The organism is Tamlana sedimenti, from assembly GCF_038148895.1.
Classification (GTDB): domain Bacteria; phylum Bacteroidota; class Bacteroidia; order Flavobacteriales; family Flavobacteriaceae; genus Tamlana.
In genome coordinates this window covers 37252-55775 of the sequence record NZ_JBBVGQ010000001.1, presented here as the reverse complement: position 1 = coordinate 55775, position 18524 = coordinate 37252, and the positions used below count along the sequence as shown (strand labels likewise).

Below are 18524 nucleotides of genomic sequence, written 5' to 3'. Positions count from 1 at the left end.
TTATTTGGTGTAAAATGCTTCAATATGTCTGTTGAGTTTTATGAGGTTGTCTTCAAAAAACTCATTTTTTGTTCTAAGCCAATTTATAAAATCGATTACTTTTTTTACGTCTTCTTTTTTCTTTCCTGTTTTTGAGGCCAGTTTTTTAATGAATTCTTCGTTTAAAACAGAAGTATCTATGTTGTAATCGGTTCTGATTTTTTCTAAAAAGTACGTGATTTTTTTGTGGACTAAATTTTTGTGGTCTTGGGTTTCAAAATACAAGTTCGAAACGGTTTTAACAAAACCAATCGTGGTGTTTTGTAATGGTTTAATGATTTTTATAATACGTTGTCTGCGTTTGGCATTAAAAATCATGAATAAAACAGTAAAAATAAGCGCCGTGTACCAGGCCCACCGAAACGACATTTGCTCCAAAAACCAACTGAGGTTAGATTCTTTTTCAACGTCGCCATCATAACCCGTTTGTATTTTTACATATGAATCAAAATACACATTATTTTCTGGTAAATATGATAAAATACCCTCGGCATATTTGTACCTATCTTCTTTTAAAAGGTTGTAATTGGTAAAGGCTTTTGGCTCTGTATGCAGAAAAATATTGCCTTCTCCGAAAGGAATTTGAAGAAAATTAACGTGTTTGTAATCTATTTTTGAATGCCCCAAAACGGTGTAGTTTATGGAGTCGAATTTTCCAAAGTAATTATCGCCTTCGTTTCTGTCTATGGCAATTTCGTCAATGTCGATATATTTTAAGGATTCATATGAAATGCTGTCTTTTTCGTTTAAAACATAATCGATATCAAGGCTTAAGGTATCGTGAAGCTTTTGTGGATAGTAGTAATCCGAAATGAAAAGCGTATTCCCGTCGTTGACGAATTTCAGCAATTCATCAACAGAATCATCGGTTAAATAATCGGAATTTCCAATAATGATATAACTGCCTTCAGCCACATGCTCGCCATAGCCGTCTTCAGAATTGGCACTCAAATAACTAGAAGGTTGATGGTAAACTGTCCTCACTTTATAATCTTCAAACATTTTTGGCAACTCTTTATACAGAATGCTAACGCCGTAAGGCCTGTTGCTTTTTTCATCAAAAGACTCTTCCCAATCCACAGTCTTAGTTCGTTTAATACCGATAACAATGGCCGCTGTTACAACTAGCGCAATTAAAACGAGGATAACAGGCAATACTTTTTTCATGTGTTGACCTGTTTTAAAAGGGTTGCGAAATTGGTTTTTGCGAGCTGGTACTTGTCGGCATTTAGCGGAAATTCGCCATACCAAATATAATTGTAGAGGTAGGAGGTGTATTCAAAATCTTTACTGAAAGGCTTATTGTAAATCTCATTGAGGTACTCGCTATTGGTTTTATCGTCCTCAAATTTAATATGATTTTTAAGACTTAAAGTTTTTAGAACCAAAAGGTAATAATACCGGATGGCAAGGCGATAATTTCCTTCTCTTTCGGCATTAAGAATAAAGGAATCAATGTCTGTTTGCTCGATGTTTTCGGCAGTTATTTCTTCATAAGAATTAATGGCTTTGTTTCTGTTGGCTGAGAACAAACCAGCTCCACCTTCGTTAAATAAAATATAAGCCAAGTAGATTACAGCCAAGGCAATAGCTAGATAAAATATCCATTCTATGGGGCCGAGGTTTAAAGAAAATGCATCCGAATTGTTTCGCTCTTTCCGTCGGTCTTTGGCGTTTTTATAATCTTCGTAATTTCCTGCGCCTGCAGGTGTTTGGGTAACAATGTCTTCACCTTCATAATTGTATTTGCTTCCCGAATAATGTTCTTTAAAATCGTCCTCAAAATGCCTGATTTTTCCAGGTTCTTGTACAGTATTCAACCCGAAAAATGGCTGAACATTGAAAACCATTAAAAACAGAAAAAAACAAATATGTAAGTTGAAAAGTTTCAAGAATGGTCAGTGACTAGGAATGGGGTTTTTGTGATTTGCCTTTGCATAACATATGGGTGAACCAAGTAATAATAACTGATGATGCCCAAAGTGATGAGGATGATGCCCACCGATAACCAATGCGGCATAACATTAGAATAGCGTGTAACAAAACCTTCTAAAAAGCCGGCTGCAAATGTAAAAGGGAAGGTGCTGATTAAAATTTTAATGCCCGTTTTGGCACCCATTTTAAAAGAGGTATATCTGGAGTGCGTTGCCGGAAACAAAATGCTTGCACCCAAAATCAAACCCGCCGAAGCTTCAATCACAATGGCAAAAATTTCCATGGAACCATGAATCCAAATGCCACGAACACTTTCCCAAAAAACACCTTTTTCGTAAAAGAAATACTGAAACGAGCCTAACATAATGCAATTATTAAACATAATATAAAGTGTGCCAATGCCCAGAAAAACACCAAGTACGAAGGCAATAATGCCCACCTTTAGATTATTTATGGTTATAGCTATAAAACCGCCCCAATTGCTTCCACTTTTGTACACGGCAACGGGGTCGCCTTTTTCAATATTTTCCAAAGACATGTTTACGTAATTATCGCCCAAAATGGAGCGCACAAATTCACCATCGTTGGCCGCTGAAATCACGCCAATAAAGGTAAACGCGAAAAAAATAATGAAGGCTACGTAAATAAATTTCCGGTATTGGTAGCAAATTAAAGGTACTTCGGTTTTCCAAAAACCAATTATTCTATTGGTGTCTTGGCGTTTGGTTTTATAAATTTTCTGGAACGCCTTGGCTGCCAGCTGGTTTAAATAGGTAATCACCTTACTTTTTGGGTAGTAGGTTTGAGCGTAGGCAAGGTCGTTTATCAAATGGATGTATTGCGAGGCCAATTCATCGGGGTCTTTGAAATCATTATTAAAGACTGCTCTTTCAAAACTTAACCATTTTTCCTTATTTTGCTTGATGAATGAAACTTCCCTCATATAGTTGTTAAATTAAGATATAAAATGTCAGAGTTACAAATTAACACAACACAAAATGTAAAAATTTCGTTCAACGCCGCAGGGGCGGGTGAGCGCTTGTTGGCATTCATTATAGATTGGGCCATAAAAATTGGTTATATGATGGTAATGAGCTGGACTTTTGGGGCTTACGATAACATGGACCAATGGTCGCAAATAGCTATAAATACGGTACTGAGTTTTCCGGTAATGTTCTATACTTTGGCTTTGGAATCGTTGTTGGAAGGACAAACAATTGGTAAGCGTATTATGAAGATTAGGGTGGTGAAAATTGATGGCTACCAGGCTTCTTTTTCAGATTATGTGGTGCGTTGGTTTTTTAGGATTGTAGATGTTTATATTTTCGGACTAGGGTTTTTCGTGATGATGTTCAACAAGAAAACCCAACGCATTGGTGATATGGCTGCCGGAACTGCGGTAATTGGTCTAAAGGACAGTGTAAATATTAGCCACACCATTCTTGAAAATTTGCGAGACGACTACAAACCAACTTACCCCAATGTCATTAAATTGTCTGATAACGACGCACGTATTATAAAGGATACGTTTAATTCAGCTAGGGCTTCGCGAGATTACCAAACCTTAATAAAATTGAGAAAAAAAATTATTGAAGTGGTTGGCATAAAAGACGTGAAGCAAAAGACCGATATGGAGTTTATTGATGTGATTTTAAAGGACTATAATTTTTATACCCAAGATATGTGAGTAGTGAGCCACTTTTTTTTTTTTTTTTTTGAAAAAGTGTGCGAATCACTCATTCCGAGCTCGTCTTGGAATCTTAAAAAAAATAAACAACCTTATGCTTTACACCATCGATATTTTAGGAACCATAGCCTTCGCCATCTCAGGGGTTTTAGTAGCCTTTGATAAAAAAATGGATTTGTTCGGTGTTTTAATCATAGCCTTTGTAACGGCTGTTGGTGGCGGTACATTACGCGATTTACTGATTGGAAATACACCGGTAAGTTGGATGCAAGACATGAACTATACATACGCTATACTTGGGTCTGCGATTTTTGCCATTGTTGTACGGAACAAAATAAATTACTTGAGAACATCGCTGTTTTTGTTCGACACCATTGGTATTGGACTTTATACTTTGGTGGGTATTGAAAAAGGATTGAGCGCCGATTTGCATCCTATAATTTGTATTGCGTTGGGCACAATTACAGCCAGTTTTGGTGGTGTGATACGTGATATTTTATGTAATGAAATACCCGTGATTTTTAGAAAGGAAATTTATGCCACCGCCTGTATTTTAGGAGGTGTTGTATATTTTGTTCTTCATGAATTTCCAATAAAAGACGACTTTGTGTTTATCATTGCTGGGCTTGTGGTAATCACCACCCGATTATTGGCCGTAAAATTTAAGATTGCTTTGCCCAATATTTACAGGAACGCTGATAAAAGTTGAAGCTTTTAATTATGTAACATGGGTTATTGTTGATTGATTTTTTTTTAGAATCTAAATATCAAAAAAATTAATATTGAATGTCAGGTTGAGCGTAGTCGAAACCTAATCCAAATTCTTCATTTTAAGACCTTTCGACTCCGCTCAAGGTGACAAATAGGTGAAATTTGAGTGATTATTTATTTGCTTGTAAAAGGTATATATGTAATTATTTATTGTTCACCTTAATAGTTTCAGGATCGAAGTCAAGATTTATTCCGGTAAGTCCTTTTTGACTGTAATCAATTTTGCTGAGTACGTATCTCATAGATTCTTTCCGCGCAAGGTCTTTATTGTTACCCTTAACAACAATCCATGGTGAATTTTCAGTGCCCGTTTTTTCAAACATAAGTTCCTTGTACTTCGTAAAATCATCCCATTTTTGTTGGGCCTGAGCATCAACGGTACTTAATTTCCAGCTTATTAGGGGGTTTACTTTTCGTTCTTCGAGTCGCTTTTCCTGTTCTTTTTTATCAATGGAAAACCACAATTTGACGAGGATTAGCCCGTCTTCAATAAGCATTTCTTCAAATTTAACCACTTGGTTAATAAACAAGTCGTACTGCTCTTGGGAGCAGAAGCCCATCACAGGTTCTACAACGGCCCGGTTGTACCAGCTTCTATCGAAAAAAACAATCTCACCCGGGCTTGGAAAGTGTTTAATATATCTTTGAAAATACCATTGTCCCTTTTCCTTTTCGGTAGGTTTGTTTAATGCCACAACCCTGTAGTGCCGTGGGTTAATGAATCTTATAAAGCGCATTATGGCACCACCTTTACCGGCACTGTCTCTTCCTTCGCAGATAATGATGAGTCTTTTGCCCGATTCAATCAACCAATTTTGCATACGAACCATTTCGGTTTGCAGCTGTATAAACTCGGGGTCGTTTTCTATGGAATGTAGTAACATGTCTTTTTAAGTTTTTGAATGATTTGTTGCACTGTGGTTTTTATTTTTCTGTTTTAAAAATCAGATTATCTAATTCCAAATATTTTTCTTTCATTAAACTCAAGGCGAATGCTGCAGCAGAAGCAGTAAAAACGGAAAAGTCTAACGGGCCTTTAATTCCAGTTGAAAAGGACATGGACAATGCGAATATTAAAAGCAGAACCCCACTGAATTTTGCAAACAGTTCTGTTTTAAATCCGATGATTAGGAAAATCGCAAAAACAACTTCTGCGGCAGTTACTAAAATTCCAATTGTCGGGATTAATGATTTTGGAAACCAAGGATTTATTATTTCGGTGTAGCTTAAAAAACTATCCCAATTACCCCATACAGAGACTTCATTGCTCCAAATACCAAATCGGTCTGCCGCCGCAGATAAAAATCCAATGGAAATTGCTAATCGTAAAAAGAGTTTTATTAGTTTTTTGTTCATGTCAATTCGGGTGGTTTTTAGAAGCAGACTAAGCTAGAACAGTCATTTACTTATCCATTTTGTATGCAGTTTCTATATTTCTTCAACCTCTCTAAATTCAAAGTCGGTAATTTCTATAAAATTCCCATCAATTTTGTTTGCCTCCAATTCAAAATCCGCATAGATTAAAGTATTAACTGAATACATTTTAGTTTCACTTATTCTTTCTTCTCCCCACCAAACTCCATCTTCTTTATCATAATAAGCCATTGATAAATCTGTATAATAAGCTTCAACAGAGAAAATAATGTTCATTTCAATTTCATAAGAAAAGGTTTCATCTTCGATTTCATTGATTACACCTATCTTTAATTCAAAATCATTGATTTCCAAAAAGTCTACTTCAACATCCTGATAATAAGCATCATTTTCCAATTCGGAATAAGCTAAACTTGACAAATCTTCAGATAGTTCTTTTTCAATTGAGACTTCAATTTCCCCAATCGATTTTTTGTAAATGGCAGTTATAAATTCATATTGAATATCACTGTTTTCTGTGAATAAGAATTCGAGTAAACCTGATAGATCGTGAGAACAATCAATAGATTCTTCAGCATATTCATCAAAGTCTTTGTCGTTTGATAAATGAATTGCTGTATTAGATGTTTTCCCACACCATTTTTTTATAGCGTTTATACTTAATGCGTCTGGGAATTCATTTTTCTTTAATCCATCTTTAAATGGCGGCTTTGTTTCAAAGTAGTCTTCAAGAACTTCCTTGATGTCAACAATGCTAGTATCAATAACTTCGACTCTGAACTCAGCGATAACTTGATGAAATTTTTCTTGAATTTCTCTTTTAGCTTTCTCTTTAAGCTCCTTAAAATCTACTCTTTCGAAATGCCCACTTAAAACATTTGTGTTTCGAAGAATTCTTGCTTCTCTCTCGAAATTAAGCTTATCTTTTTTGTAAATATTAACCGCTTTCACTGCGTGGTTTTCGATTCTATTAAGTATTTCTCGATAAACAATATCAGTCATTTTTAGATGTATCAATTCCTCTTTGGCTAGATTGAACAGGATATTGATATTTCTTCCCTCAAAATAGTTTTCAGATTCAAAAACACTTGTGTCTAAAAATACAATTTTGTCTTCGACGATCATTTTCTTAAATTACTTGCACTAATTAGGCTAAATGCAATAACGTTTATTTCTATTTTACAACCCACTCAAATATATACAAAAGTTACTTACAAATTTGAGCGTTTAGTAGGGGATTATTGTTCTATACCTTTATTTCTAGATCGAACAAAATATTTTATTTATAAACATTGCACTTCGTCCAGTTACAAAAAGAGATGTAAATTAATATACCAACAACGGAAAACACTAGTGCCCATATAATTTCTAACCCTAAAGAAACCATAAAAATAGGGATAGCTGCAACTAAAACACTGGTGAACAGGGCTAGCCAATTATATTTTGAATGGTCTATAAGTAAAATTCTCAAAATACTTGTTGTAATAAGGTAAATGCCAATACTCAAAGAAAGTGCTGTTATGGCAAATAGAGGTGTTACTGGGTGTTCTGTAACTTCGTTGGGATTAAAGTGTTGTTGTGTGGTGTCTGCAATCAATTCCAGACTGCTGCCAACAGCGGCTAAGGAAGCAAAAACCAAAAAATGGGAATAGCCAAAAAGAAAACCTACTTTCCGGTTTCTTTTTTCCTCTAAAACTCTTCCCCAGGGCAATTCAAAATACGTCCACCACAAAGCAAAGATTAGAGAAGCTGCCGCTAATCCCAAAGGGAAAGCTGCTGCCGACCAATGTGTTTCGTCTTTCAATAGGCCAGAAATAGTATTGGCGGTTCCAAGAAGCCCTTCGCCTAAAACAATAATGGTCAACAAACCATAGCGTTCAGCAATGTGATGGGGGTGCCAATTGGTTGCTAATTTTTTGCCCTCAGCATACAGCGGTACCGATAATTCAATGAGCATAAAAACCAAAAATGCCCATAGTGCCAAATCCTTTGGGATGAACAACCAAGCTACCCAGCATAGTTGGGCGAAAATAATACCAAGGGCGTAACGAAGGTTTGTTTTTTTGTTTTCAGGGTGTTCTTTAGCTGCCCTAAGCCAATGAATGGACATAGCAATACGCATGATAACAAATCCGAAAACAGGAACATAAGGTCGTGAATTTCCTAAACTAATATCATTCACACCCACGGCAAATATCAGCGCACCGAACATTAGCAAAAAAGTGGTTAGCCTAAAAGGGGTATCATCGGTATCGTAAGCCGAAGCAAACCACGTAAAATTCATCCATGCCCACCAAATGGAAAAAAAGGCCATAAAAAAGGCAATAATTCCATTTAGTGTATGATGTGCCGCCAATTCATGATGCAAGTTGCTCGCCGCAGAAGCAATGGCAATAACAAATATTAAATCAAAAAATAATTCTAATGGGGTGGCAGCGCGATGACCTTCGGTAAAACTGCGTCCAGTCATTTTTATTTTATTGATTCTCAATAGCATATTTTTTATGGTTTAATAATCTAAAAAATCTAGGAACTATTCTATAATTTCCACATTACGAATATAAATGTTTCGCAATGGCCAATCGGCTTCATCGGTTTCAACAGCAGCAATTTTGTCAATCACTTCCATACCTCGGGTTACATGACCAAAAATGGTGTAATCGCCATCCAAATAATGGGCGCCTCCATGCTGTTGCACAATAAAAAACTCAAAAGGCGAGGCCAATTTATGTGGATTTTCAATTTCGCTACTTGGCATGGAAATAACACCACGGTCATGCTTAAAACCGCGTTTGGTGTCTGGTGGTAACAGGTATTGGCCAATACTGTTCCGTTTTTCTATGGTTTTTTTATCGTCGCTGTGGCCGGCCTGAACCATAAAATTGTCAATAACGCGGTAAAATTGGGTGCCGTTAAAATATTTTAGCTTAGTCAAGAAAATAAAATTGGAGCGGTGGAATTTGGTTTCATCATACAGCAACACATCAAAAGAACCAAAATCTGTAGTAATGCGCACCTTATTTTCCTTATGTTTTTTATCGTATTGCAAGAAGAATTCCATAGCGTTTTTTGAATCCAGTAATGGGAACTCGCGCTTTGGTTCTTCGGTAAGTACCTCAGGGGCGTTTGTGGTGTCTTTTTGTTCAACTTCGGTTTTGGTTGCACTATTGTTCTTAGTTTTTTTATCTTCACAATTCAGAAAGATGAAAAAAACGCATAACATTAAAAAGAATCTCATTAATTAAAAATTTAAGTGCCTTTTTGGGCTTTTTCAGATGAATTTTGATGAATTTTTACAATCGCTACCAAAAATAAAAAATATACCGCTTCCAGCCGAAACATCCCATTTTAAAATGATGCCTCCTTTCCGTCAAGAACTCCTAAAAAAGCAGGAGGAGGCCATAAAAAGGGCGAAACATGCAGGTGTTTTGGCATTATTTTATCCTGATGAATTTGAACAAACGAAGTTGGTGTTCATTTTAAGGAAAACCTATAAAGGTGTGCATTCTGCCCAAGTTGGATTTCCTGGAGGGAAGCTTGAAAAATATGATAATTCATTAGAAGAAGCTGCTTTAAGGGAAACCAATGAAGAGATTGGTGTGGCCATCAATCAGATGGAAATTGTAAAGAAATTGACAAGGGTTTACATTCCGCCCAGCAACTTTTATGTACAACCCTTTGTTGGAATCACCAAAAACAAACCGCAATTTATCAAACAAGAAGATGAAGTAGAAGACATCATTGAAGTTAATTTAGACCATTTTTTGGATGACCAAGTTTTAATCACTAAAAGGTTGACCACTTCTTATAGTATTGAGGTTGAGGTACCTGCATTTATATTGAACGGGCATGTGGTTTGGGGTGCAACGGCCATGATGCTCAGCGAAATTAAAGATATACTGAAACAGCTTTGGTAATTTATTTTGTTTGTTACTTTTGTAGGCTCAATTTAAATGGGTTTTGCTGGAATTTGTTTAAATTGTAGGACTAACCAAATTTTGAACGTGCGATTTTATGGGATTGTTTAAAAGAAATCCATTCGGACACATATTGATCATAAAAAAGTGGCTCATTAGAGTTTTGGGAGCCATGACGCATAGGCGTTTTAGGGGGTTTAACGAGTTGCAGATAGATGGCTCTGAAATTATAAAAGACCTTCCGGATACCAACGTGCTATTCATTTCAAACCATCAAACCTATTTTGCGGATGTTGTGGCCATGTTCCATGTGTTTAATGCAAGCCTGAGTGGTCGTGTGGATTCCATAAAAAATGTGGGCTACCTCTGGAATCCCAAACTCAATATTTATTATGTGGCTGCCAAAGAAACCATGAGGGCGGGTTTGTTACCAAAAGTGCTGGCCTATGTCGGCTCTATTAGTATTGAGCGTACATGGCGTTCTGAAGGAAAGGATGTGAACAGACAGGTTAGAATGAGCGATATCTCCAATATTGGAAGGGCTTTGGAAGACGGTTGGGTCATCACTTTTCCGCAGGGTACAACCACGCCTTTCAAACCCATCAGGAAAGGAACGGCACACATCATTAAGCGTTATAAACCTATTGTAATTCCCATCGTTATTGATGGTTTTAGAAGATCTTTTGATAAAAAAGGATTGCGTGTTAAGAAGAAGAACATCTTACAATCTATGGAAATCAAAGCGCCATTGGAGATAGATTACGATAATGAAACCACCGATGAAATCGTAAAAAAGATTGAATATGCCATTGAGCAGCATCCTTCATTTTTAAAAGTGATTCCGCAAAAAGAATTGGAAGCCCAAGAGGAACTTAACAAACAAAGGGAATGGTAAGCCATTAATGGTATGGTTTTAGAGAACAAATTCAAACGTTTAATTTTTGAAATAAAATAAATGAAATCAATAAAGTATTTTTTCACTCTGGTTTTTTGTGTTGCTATTTACAATGTAACATTTTCCCAAGACATTAAGTTTGATAACCCTTTAGCTGAAGAACGAGCAGACCCTTTGGTACATAAATCGGATGACGGAACTTATTACTTGATTGCAACGGTTCCAGAATACGATAAAATTGTATTGAGAAAATCGGAAACCATCAACGGTCTAAAAGAAGCCGAAGAAAAGGTAATTTGGACAAAGCACGAAAAAGGTGTAATGGGGCACCATATTTGGGCGCCAGAACTTCATAATATTGATGGCACTTGGTATATTTATTTCGCTGCTGGAGAGGCAGAAAATATTTGGAACATTAGAATGTGGGTATTGTCCAATAGGTCTAAAGACCCAATGAAAGGCAAATGGAAAGAAGAAGGGCAGATTAAAACCAGCATTGAATCGTTTTCCTTAGACGCCACAACTTTTGAGCATAATGGTAAAAGATACCTCATTTGGGCCCAAAACGTAAGAGGAGGAGCCCATGGTACAGGTTTGGTTTTGTCCGAAATGGAATCACCAATAACACTAAAAGGCCCTGAGGTAATCATCACCGAACCAGAATTCAGTTGGGAGCGCATGAAATACAACGTTAATGAAGGCCCAGCGGTTATTAAACATGCTGGAAAGATTTTCGTTAGCTATTCGGCCAGTGCCACGAATCACAACTACTGCATAGGGTTGCTTTGGATTGATGAAAATGCCGATTTGTTGGATATCAATAATTGGCATAAATCGCCCGGACCTGTTTTTTACACCAACGAAGATTTAAAACGTTATGGCCCGGGGCATAATTCGTTTACTACTTCAGAAGACGGAAAAACGGATATTATGATTTACCACGCCCGCGATTATAAGGAAATTAAGGGGCATGAGCTTTCCGATCCCAATCGGGCTACGCGTGCAAGGGTTTTAAAATGGACCGAAAGTGGCTTTCCAGACTTTATGCCAAATGAAGGTGATTGAACACTCTTGCATTGGTTATTATATAAAGCACAAAAGTTTTAATCTCAAAAACAAAAAGTTTATTTGATATTTGTTGAAAATTAAATATGTTCATCCCAAATTAATCAATGTGAGAATTAATATTTCAATATTTTTATTTTTGATGATTTCTATGTTAGGGCATTCTCAGATGGGGATTGGAACCGTTATGCCTGATGAATCTGCACAATTAGATGTCGTTTCAGAAAATAAGGGTGTGCTTATTCCAAGAGTGCAACTTAGCAACTCCTTAGATACTTCTACTATTGATGCTAATCCATCAGATAATCCAAAAAGTTTACTGGTTTATAATATTTCTCCGTCTGGAGATTTAATCGAAGGGTTTCATTACTGGAACGGGCAAAAATGGCTAAGAATAATTAGTACTGGAGATTCAACAAATGAAGTTACTGTTTTGCAAAATAATGGAGACGGTACGTTCACGTATACATCCGAAGACGGCACTAAAACAACCTTTGACACTAATAATGAAATTTTAGATAACAATAATGGTACTTTTACATTTGTCAACACATTAAACGAACAAATTGTATTTGATGCAAAGATTGCGACTATAGTTGATAATGGAGATGGCACATATACTATAACGGATGATTTTGGGGTGAGTGTAACCTTAGGAGGTGCTAGTGAGACTGTTACAACTTTAAACGATAATGGTGACGGTACATATACCTATACCTCCGAGGATAATACACAAACCATTATTCAGGCATCAAACGCTTCTTTTTTTGGGCCATGGAATGGGGCGGATGATAACGCTCCGGCAACTAGCAATACTGAAGATATTTATTCCTTGGGTAATGTTGGTATAGGAACAGTGTCTCCATCAGCGACTTTAGAAGTTAATGGAGATATAATTATAGGTAATGGTGGTACTGCCATAAAAAGGTCTTTAAGTATGGCGGTAGTATTGGATTTTCCTTTTATGTACTGTTGTAGCGGTGTTTTTAAATACAGAGATTTAGTAATGTCTTTTCCTGGTGCTAAGGTTGGGGATGTAGTAAGTCTGGGTATACCACATTCCGCAATAAGTAGTATGCCTCTTTTATTTAATGCTTGGGTTAGTGCAAATGATGTAGTAACAATTCGTGCGGTTAATATTTCAAATAATATGACTGCTGATCCCGGACCAAATACCTTTAGGGTTACAGTATTTCAATATTAATAGCGTGCTAAAGTTTGAGAGTAAAATGGGATTTAAATTTCCTTAGAACGTTGTCTTCAAGTGTCTTGTAATTAACTAAAAACCAGTAGTCCGAATTAGGTAGCTGTTTGCCATTGAATTTGCCGTTCCAACCAACTTCACCAGAGCCAATTTGTTTTAATAGTTTTCCGAATCTATCAAAAATTTGAATAGAGAGAATTTCTATGTTGTTAGGTTTTTTAATGTTCCATGTGTCATTATAACCGTCACCATTGGGAGTAAAGAATTTAGGAAAATCTATTTCTTTAGTTTCATTTACTTTTGCTAATGTAACCACTCCTAGATTTTCTACTAGTGCGCTTACCGATTGATTTTGCGGATTTTGAATACCACCTTGGTCAATCCATTTTTTTAAAGAATTGTCCCAACGGGCAATATGAATAGATTCGATACTACCATTAAAAATTTCTTGAGGCGTGGTTTGCTCATTCCAGGTAAGGGTGATATATACTTGATTGGCATTATTGGAACTTTCAATAGACCAATGTTCGGTTTTGTCAATAATGTTCAAATTTGGTCCTAAATTGTTTACAGGGTAATTTATATTGGTTTCCTCAAAAAAATATTCTCCTATAAACATATTATCTATTATGGTAGGCGAAGATATGCCCGCCATTCTGTGAAAAGTTCCATTTCCAATAGGAAACTCAAATAATTCAAAGCCATCTTTTATAACTGGGCCATTGACGTGAGAATGGTTGTTCGCGCCAAAAGAATCTGCATTTTGCTCAAAAATAACCGTGCCTCCTGAAAGTCTATTTTCAATAACACCCGATGTAAATACCGCCTCGTTATAAATACTTATGTCGCCAAAAAGGTTAAATGCGGACTTGACGGTTGGGTTATTGAATGTTACGTCAAAAAAATGGCTGAGACTGAATCCTAAAATAATTTGTTCTTTTTCTCCATTAAAATGAATATGACCTTCATTCCTATCAAAAATTGAAAAATCTACTATCCCGTCATTATTCCAGTTTTTTCGAACATAAATGTCTCCATTATACCAAAATTCACCTGTACTTGTATTGTGAAAATCATCAGTAAAACTCACAAATGTGTTAGGGCTTATGTAAACCTGTCCAATGTTGGTTGTCTGGCTACTCAGGATGTTGATTAAACATAGAGAGAGAAGTAATGCGAGTCGATATTTTATCATTTTCGATTATACAAAGTTATCTTGATGCTCGAAAATAACCAAAACCAATGTACTATGATTGTTTTGTTTTTAAAAAATTTAAAAACAGGTAAGTCACTTTCTATTTTTTAACCAATATTTCATGTAAGTTGTAATTTTAATGAGCAAGTGGTGGCAGTTAATAACTCATAAAAACTTCACTTCAAAAAACACATCAAAATTTCTATTTTGCAGGACTTTTTTAAGAATTTTAAGTGAAAGTCTGTATAGCTGAAAAACCAAGTGTTGCCCGCGAGATTGCTTCTGTTTTAGGAGCGAACACTAAACGTGATGGCTATTTTGAAGGCAATGGCTATGCAGTAACCTATACCTTTGGGCATTTGTGCACCTTAAAGGAACCCAACGATTACAAACCTTATTGGAAAAGTTGGGATTTGAACAATCTCCCCATGCTACCCGAAAAATTTGAAACCAAAGTGGTGCAGAATTCGGGTATTCAAAAACAGTTCAAAATTGTAAAAAGCTTGTTTGAAAAGGCCGAAGTGGTTATAAACTGTGGTGATGCCGGTCAAGAAGGAGAGCTCATTCAGCGTTGGGTGATGAACGAAGCCAAGTACAAAGGTGAAGTCAAGCGGTTATGGATTTCGTCATTGACAACCGAAGCTATAAAAGAAGGTTTTGAAAACCTAAAACCGGCTACCAACTACGACAATTTATATTACGCTGGATTTTCGAGGGCTATCGGCGACTGGTTATTGGGCATGAACGCCACTAGATTGTACACCTTAAAGCATGGTGGTTACAACCAGGTTTTATCTATAGGAAGGGTGCAAACACCCACTTTGGCCATGGTGGTCAATCGGTTTAAGGAGATTGAGAATTTTAAACCACAACCTTATTGGGAACTGCAAACTACCTATCGCAATACCCTTTTTAGTTATGAGGAAGGTCGTTTTTTAAAGAAGGAAGAAGGGGAAGCTTTAGCTGAAAAAGTCAAGGAAAGCGATTTTGAAATTGAGTCTATCACCAAAAAGGAAGGAACGGAATACGCACCCAAGTTATTTGATTTAACAGGCTTGCAAGTATATTGTAATACCAAATTTGGGTTTTCGGCAGAAGAAACCTTAAAAATCGTTCAGACGCTTTATGAGCGAAAAGTGGTAACCTACCCAAGAGTTGATACCACATTTTTACCTAGCGATATTTACCCTAAAGTTTCTGGAATACTTCAAAAATTAACCAATTATGCAACGCTAACCCAACCAATTCTAGGAAAGAAAATAAAGAAATCCTCTAGGGTTTTTAATGATAAAAAGGTAACCGATCACCACGCCATCATTCCAACGGGTTTGCAAACTCAATTGAATTCAGCCCAGCAACAGGTGTATGATATTATTGTAAAGCGTTTTATTGCGGTTTTTTATGACGATTGTATGGTTTCAAACACCACCGTTTTGGGGCATGCTGCCAAAGTGCCTTTTAAAACCACAGGGAAAGAAATTTTGAAAAAGGGCTGGCGAATTGTTTTTGAAGGGCCCAATACTAAAGAAAAAGAATCGGACATTTTACCAACATTTACAAAAGGCGAAAAAGGACCGCACGAACCATCGTTTTTAGAAAAAGAAACCAAACCACCAAACCAATTCACCGAAGCCTCATTGTTACGTGCCATGGAAACTGCAGGAAAGCAGGTGGACGATGAAGAATTGCGTGATTTAATGAAAGAAAATGGTATTGGGCGACCGTCAACTCGGGCCAATATTATTGAAACACTTTTTAAGCGGAAATACATAAAGCGCAACAAAAAGCAGGTATTGCCAACTATTACAGGCATTCAGTTGATTGATACCATTCAAAATGAATTATTGAAATCGGCAGAACTTACGGGCTCTTGGGAAAAGCAGTTAAAAGACATTGAAAAAGGCGCATTTAGTGCAGCAGCTTTTATAAAAAACATGAAGCACATGGTAGATGCCTTGGTTTACGAAGTGCGAAGCGAAACAACACGCGCGAACATTTCCCAAGCCAATGTAATTAAGCATAGAGAGGCCAAAGCTAAAGCCAAAGAAAAGGCGGGCATAAGTGCCGAAAAGTGCCCAAAATGTAAGCAAGGGCATATTTTAAAAGGAAAAACGGCTTATGGTTGCAGCACGTTTAAATTAGGATGCGATTTTGTAATGCCTTTTAATTTTAGTGGAAAAAGAATATCTGAAAAGCAGTTTGTACGCTTGCTGCAAAAGGGAAGTACAGTTAATTTAAAGGGGTTTGAATCCGAAAGTGGAACCGTTGCAGGGCTTGTACGTTTTGATGATGATTTTAAACTAAAATTAGAGCCCAAGAAGTCTTCGAAAAAAGTGTTGCCAAACGAACCAAAGTGCCCAAAATGTAACAAAGGAACCATTTTGAAAGGTAAGACGGCTTATGGCTGTAGTGAGTACAAATCGGGCTGTGATTTTAAAATGACCTTTGAAGTAGTTAAAGCTAAAATCAATGGTCAAAAACCAACAAAGGAACTTGTATATCAAATTTTGAACGGAAGTGTTTAAAGAAAATCACAGACATTTTTTAATCTACAAACCCTACGGCTATTTAAGTCAGTTTTACAGCAACTCCAAACAACAAAAAAACAAAAGGTTTTTAGGTGAACTGCACGATTTTCCAAAAGGTATTATGCCCGTTGGTAGGTTGGATGAAAAATCGGAAGGTTTGCTGTTGCTCACAACAGATGGTAAAACTAGTAACTTTATAAATAGCCAAAAAGTTGAAAAGGAATATTATGCCCAAGTTGATGGCGATATTACCGATGAAGCCATAAGCAGGCTTAAAGTTGGTATTGAAATTGGTTTTGAAGGGAGAAAATACACAACTAAGCCATGCGCCGTTTTTAAGCTTGGATATATTCCTGATTTACCCAAGGCAACACAAAAAATTCGTGACGATAGACATGGGCCAACAAGTTGGGTTTCGATAACGTTGACCGAAGGCAAGTTTAGGCAAGTTAGAAAAATGACTTCGGCAGTTGGGTTTTCAACTTTGCGTTTGATACGTGTTAGAATTGGAACTTACCAAATAGACAATATGTTGGCAGGTGATGTTATTGAGTTGGCTGATTTACGCGTTAGGGATTGAAGTGGTTAGCTTTTGGCGAGGTTTGCATCGAGCCAAAACTATAAACGGAAAGCCCGGCCACGCCAGCGGTGTGGTAACGCAAAAAAGGTATCAATTATTGAAACCTAATGGCTTTAACTGGCGATATTTTGGTGATGATATATGAAGGGATTAAAAGCATGAGTAGACATAAAACCAGTGTACCAATATTTAGGGCAAATACATAGCCAAAATTGATGTAAACTGGGGCTTCGGTAACATAATAAACACTTGGGTCGAGTGGGAAGAGTTTAAAATATTTTTGCGCAAACAGAAGGCCCAGGCCTATGAGGTTTCCCCAAAACAAACCGAGTAAAATAAGGTAGGACGCATTGTAAAGAAAGAGTTTTCGGATACTCCAATTGCTGCTGCCCATGGCTTTTAAAATACCAATCATTTGGGTTCGCTCAAGTATTAAAACCAGGAGTGCCGTAATCATGTTGATGCCGGCCACCAATATCATGATGCCAATAATCCCAAAAATATTTTTGTCGAAAATTTTTATCCATTCAAAAATGGAATAGTATTTATCGGTTACGGTTTGTGTGTTGAATGTTGATGGGGTGTTTTGGTAAATTTCGCGTCCTTTTTGTTCCAGTTCGCTGTAGTCATTTATAAACACCTCAAAATTCCCTATTTGGTCGTTTTCCCATCGGTTTATGCGTTGCAAATGTCTAATATCACCAATGATATATTGGGCATCCAAATCTTGAAAGCCAGAACTGTAAATGCCCACTACGTTGTAGGTTATAATATTGGGGAGTTTTTCGGGATCGTCTTTAGCAAATACCATTTGAAAGCTGTCGCCCACCTTAAACTTTAACCTGTTGGCCAGATATTCTGAAATAAGCACGTCTTCGTTTCTTTTTCCAGTGAACTCTGGGAGTCTTCCATCAATTAAAAATTCCTTAAAATACTTCCAATTATAATCTGACCCAACACCTTTTAAATACACGCCTTCAAAATCGGTTTCAGTACGTATAACACCAAATTTAGATGCCACACCTTGAATATGGTCAATACCCTCAACCGATTTAAATTCCGGGTAAAACTCTTGGTTTTTGGAAATGGGTACAAGGCTTTCCTGTGAGTTATTGCTATCGTAATTTGAAATGGTAATATGTCCGTTGAAAGCCACCACCTTATCACGAATTTTTTGTTGCAAGCCGATGCCCGTTGCTATGGCTATCATCATCACCACAATACCTATTGCAATAGCAACAATGCCAATTTTTATTATTGGTGCCGATATGCTACTTTTATACGCTTTACTGCCAATAATGCGTTTGGCTATAAAAAACTCGTAATTCAATCTT

Annotated in this window: 18 protein-coding genes; 8 read left to right on the top strand and 10 right to left on the bottom strand. The window is 36.7% G+C overall.

What is annotated here, in order from left to right:
- From WJN01_RS00295 to WJN01_RS00285, 3 genes are all read right to left on the bottom strand, one after another.
- A complete protein-coding gene (locus WJN01_RS00295) occupies positions 1-1206 on the bottom strand; it encodes a DUF4350 domain-containing protein (protein WP_445195178.1) in 1206 nt (401 codons plus the stop codon).
- Positions 1203-1859: a hypothetical protein gene (locus WJN01_RS00290; protein ID WP_445195177.1), complete on the bottom strand. Its 657-nt coding sequence runs from the start codon at positions 1857-1859 to the stop codon at positions 1203-1205. The genes WJN01_RS00295 and WJN01_RS00290 overlap by 4 nt, the downstream gene beginning before the upstream one ends.
- A 68-nt stretch (positions 1860-1927) precedes the next feature.
- Positions 1928-2917 carry a stage II sporulation protein M gene (locus tag WJN01_RS00285; RefSeq protein WP_445195176.1) on the bottom strand — a complete coding sequence of 330 codons (990 nt, stop codon included), beginning with the start codon at positions 2915-2917 and terminating at the stop codon, positions 1928-1930.
- Positions 2918-2941: 24 nt separating this feature from the next.
- On the opposite strand from WJN01_RS00285, the gene WJN01_RS00280 reads away from it, so the two are divergent.
- Complete coding sequence (locus WJN01_RS00280; RefSeq protein ID WP_445195175.1) at positions 2942-3661, top strand: RDD family protein; 720 nt, start codon at positions 2942-2944, stop codon at positions 3659-3661.
- A 94-nt stretch (positions 3662-3755) separates the two neighbouring features.
- Entirely contained in the window at positions 3756-4370 is a 615-nt protein-coding gene (locus tag WJN01_RS00275) for a trimeric intracellular cation channel family protein (RefSeq protein ID WP_445195174.1), read from the top strand.
- 205 nt (positions 4371-4575) lie between these two features.
- On the opposite strand, the gene ppk2 is transcribed toward WJN01_RS00275, so the two are convergent.
- From ppk2 to WJN01_RS00250, 5 genes are all read right to left on the bottom strand, one after another.
- Positions 4576-5316, bottom strand: coding sequence for a polyphosphate kinase 2 (ppk2, locus tag WJN01_RS00270; protein ID WP_445195173.1), 741 nt, complete (start codon positions 5314-5316; stop codon positions 4576-4578).
- A gap of 40 nt (positions 5317-5356) precedes the next feature.
- Entirely contained in the window at positions 5357-5788 is a 432-nt protein-coding gene (locus WJN01_RS00265; RefSeq protein ID WP_445195172.1) for a DoxX family protein, read from the bottom strand.
- Between the two features lie 72 nt (positions 5789-5860).
- The gene (locus WJN01_RS00260) at positions 5861-6931 is read right to left on the bottom strand and encodes a PIN domain-containing protein (RefSeq protein ID WP_445195171.1); all 1071 of its coding nucleotides are present in this window, start codon (positions 6929-6931) and stop codon (positions 5861-5863) included.
- A 154-nt stretch (positions 6932-7085) separates the two neighbouring features.
- Positions 7086-8276: a low temperature requirement protein A gene (locus WJN01_RS00255; protein WP_445195170.1), complete on the bottom strand. Its 1191-nt coding sequence runs from the start codon at positions 8274-8276 to the stop codon at positions 7086-7088.
- A gap of 63 nt (positions 8277-8339) precedes the next feature.
- Positions 8340-9044, bottom strand: coding sequence for a peptidylprolyl isomerase (locus WJN01_RS00250; protein ID WP_445195169.1), 705 nt, complete (start codon positions 9042-9044; stop codon positions 8340-8342).
- A 37-nt stretch (positions 9045-9081) separates the two neighbouring features.
- On the opposite strand from WJN01_RS00250, the gene WJN01_RS00245 reads away from it, so the two are divergent.
- The 4 genes from WJN01_RS00245 to WJN01_RS00230 all read left to right on the top strand — a co-directional run bounded on the left by WJN01_RS00245 (position 9082) and on the right by WJN01_RS00230 (position 12887).
- Positions 9082-9723: an NUDIX hydrolase gene (locus WJN01_RS00245; RefSeq protein ID WP_445195168.1), complete on the top strand. Its 642-nt coding sequence runs from the start codon at positions 9082-9084 to the stop codon at positions 9721-9723.
- 97 nt (positions 9724-9820) lie between these two features.
- Positions 9821-10618, top strand: a complete 798-nt coding sequence (locus WJN01_RS00240; protein WP_445195167.1) for a lysophospholipid acyltransferase family protein — start codon at positions 9821-9823, stop codon at positions 10616-10618.
- A gap of 60 nt (positions 10619-10678) precedes the next feature.
- Positions 10679-11683 (top strand): glycoside hydrolase family 43 protein, encoded by a 1005-nt coding sequence (locus WJN01_RS00235; RefSeq protein WP_445195166.1) that lies wholly within the window; start codon positions 10679-10681, stop codon positions 11681-11683.
- Positions 11684-11825: 142 nt separating this feature from the next.
- Positions 11826-12887, top strand: a complete 1062-nt coding sequence (locus WJN01_RS00230) for a phage tail-like protein (protein ID WP_445195165.1) — start codon at positions 11826-11828, stop codon at positions 12885-12887.
- A gap of 7 nt (positions 12888-12894) precedes the next feature.
- Here the strand turns inward: WJN01_RS00230 and WJN01_RS00225 are convergent, their stop codons facing one another.
- Positions 12895-13977: a T9SS type B sorting domain-containing protein gene (locus WJN01_RS00225; protein ID WP_445195164.1), complete on the bottom strand. Its 1083-nt coding sequence runs from the start codon at positions 13975-13977 to the stop codon at positions 12895-12897.
- A 338-nt stretch (positions 13978-14315) separates the two neighbouring features.
- On the opposite strand from WJN01_RS00225, the gene WJN01_RS00220 reads away from it, so the two are divergent.
- Together WJN01_RS00220 and WJN01_RS00215 are read left to right on the top strand one after the other, a co-directional pair.
- A complete protein-coding gene (locus tag WJN01_RS00220) occupies positions 14316-16607 on the top strand; it encodes a type IA DNA topoisomerase (RefSeq protein WP_445195163.1) in 2292 nt (763 codons plus the stop codon).
- Entirely contained in the window at positions 16600-17190 is a 591-nt protein-coding gene (locus tag WJN01_RS00215; RefSeq protein ID WP_445195162.1) for a pseudouridine synthase, read from the top strand. The genes WJN01_RS00220 and WJN01_RS00215 overlap by 8 nt, the downstream gene beginning before the upstream one ends.
- Before the next feature lie 94 nt (positions 17191-17284).
- On the opposite strand, the gene WJN01_RS00210 is transcribed toward WJN01_RS00215, so the two are convergent.
- Positions 17285-18520, bottom strand: coding sequence for an ABC transporter permease (locus WJN01_RS00210; RefSeq protein WP_445195161.1), 1236 nt, complete (start codon positions 18518-18520; stop codon positions 17285-17287).
- Between the last annotated feature and the right edge of the window lie 4 nt (positions 18521-18524).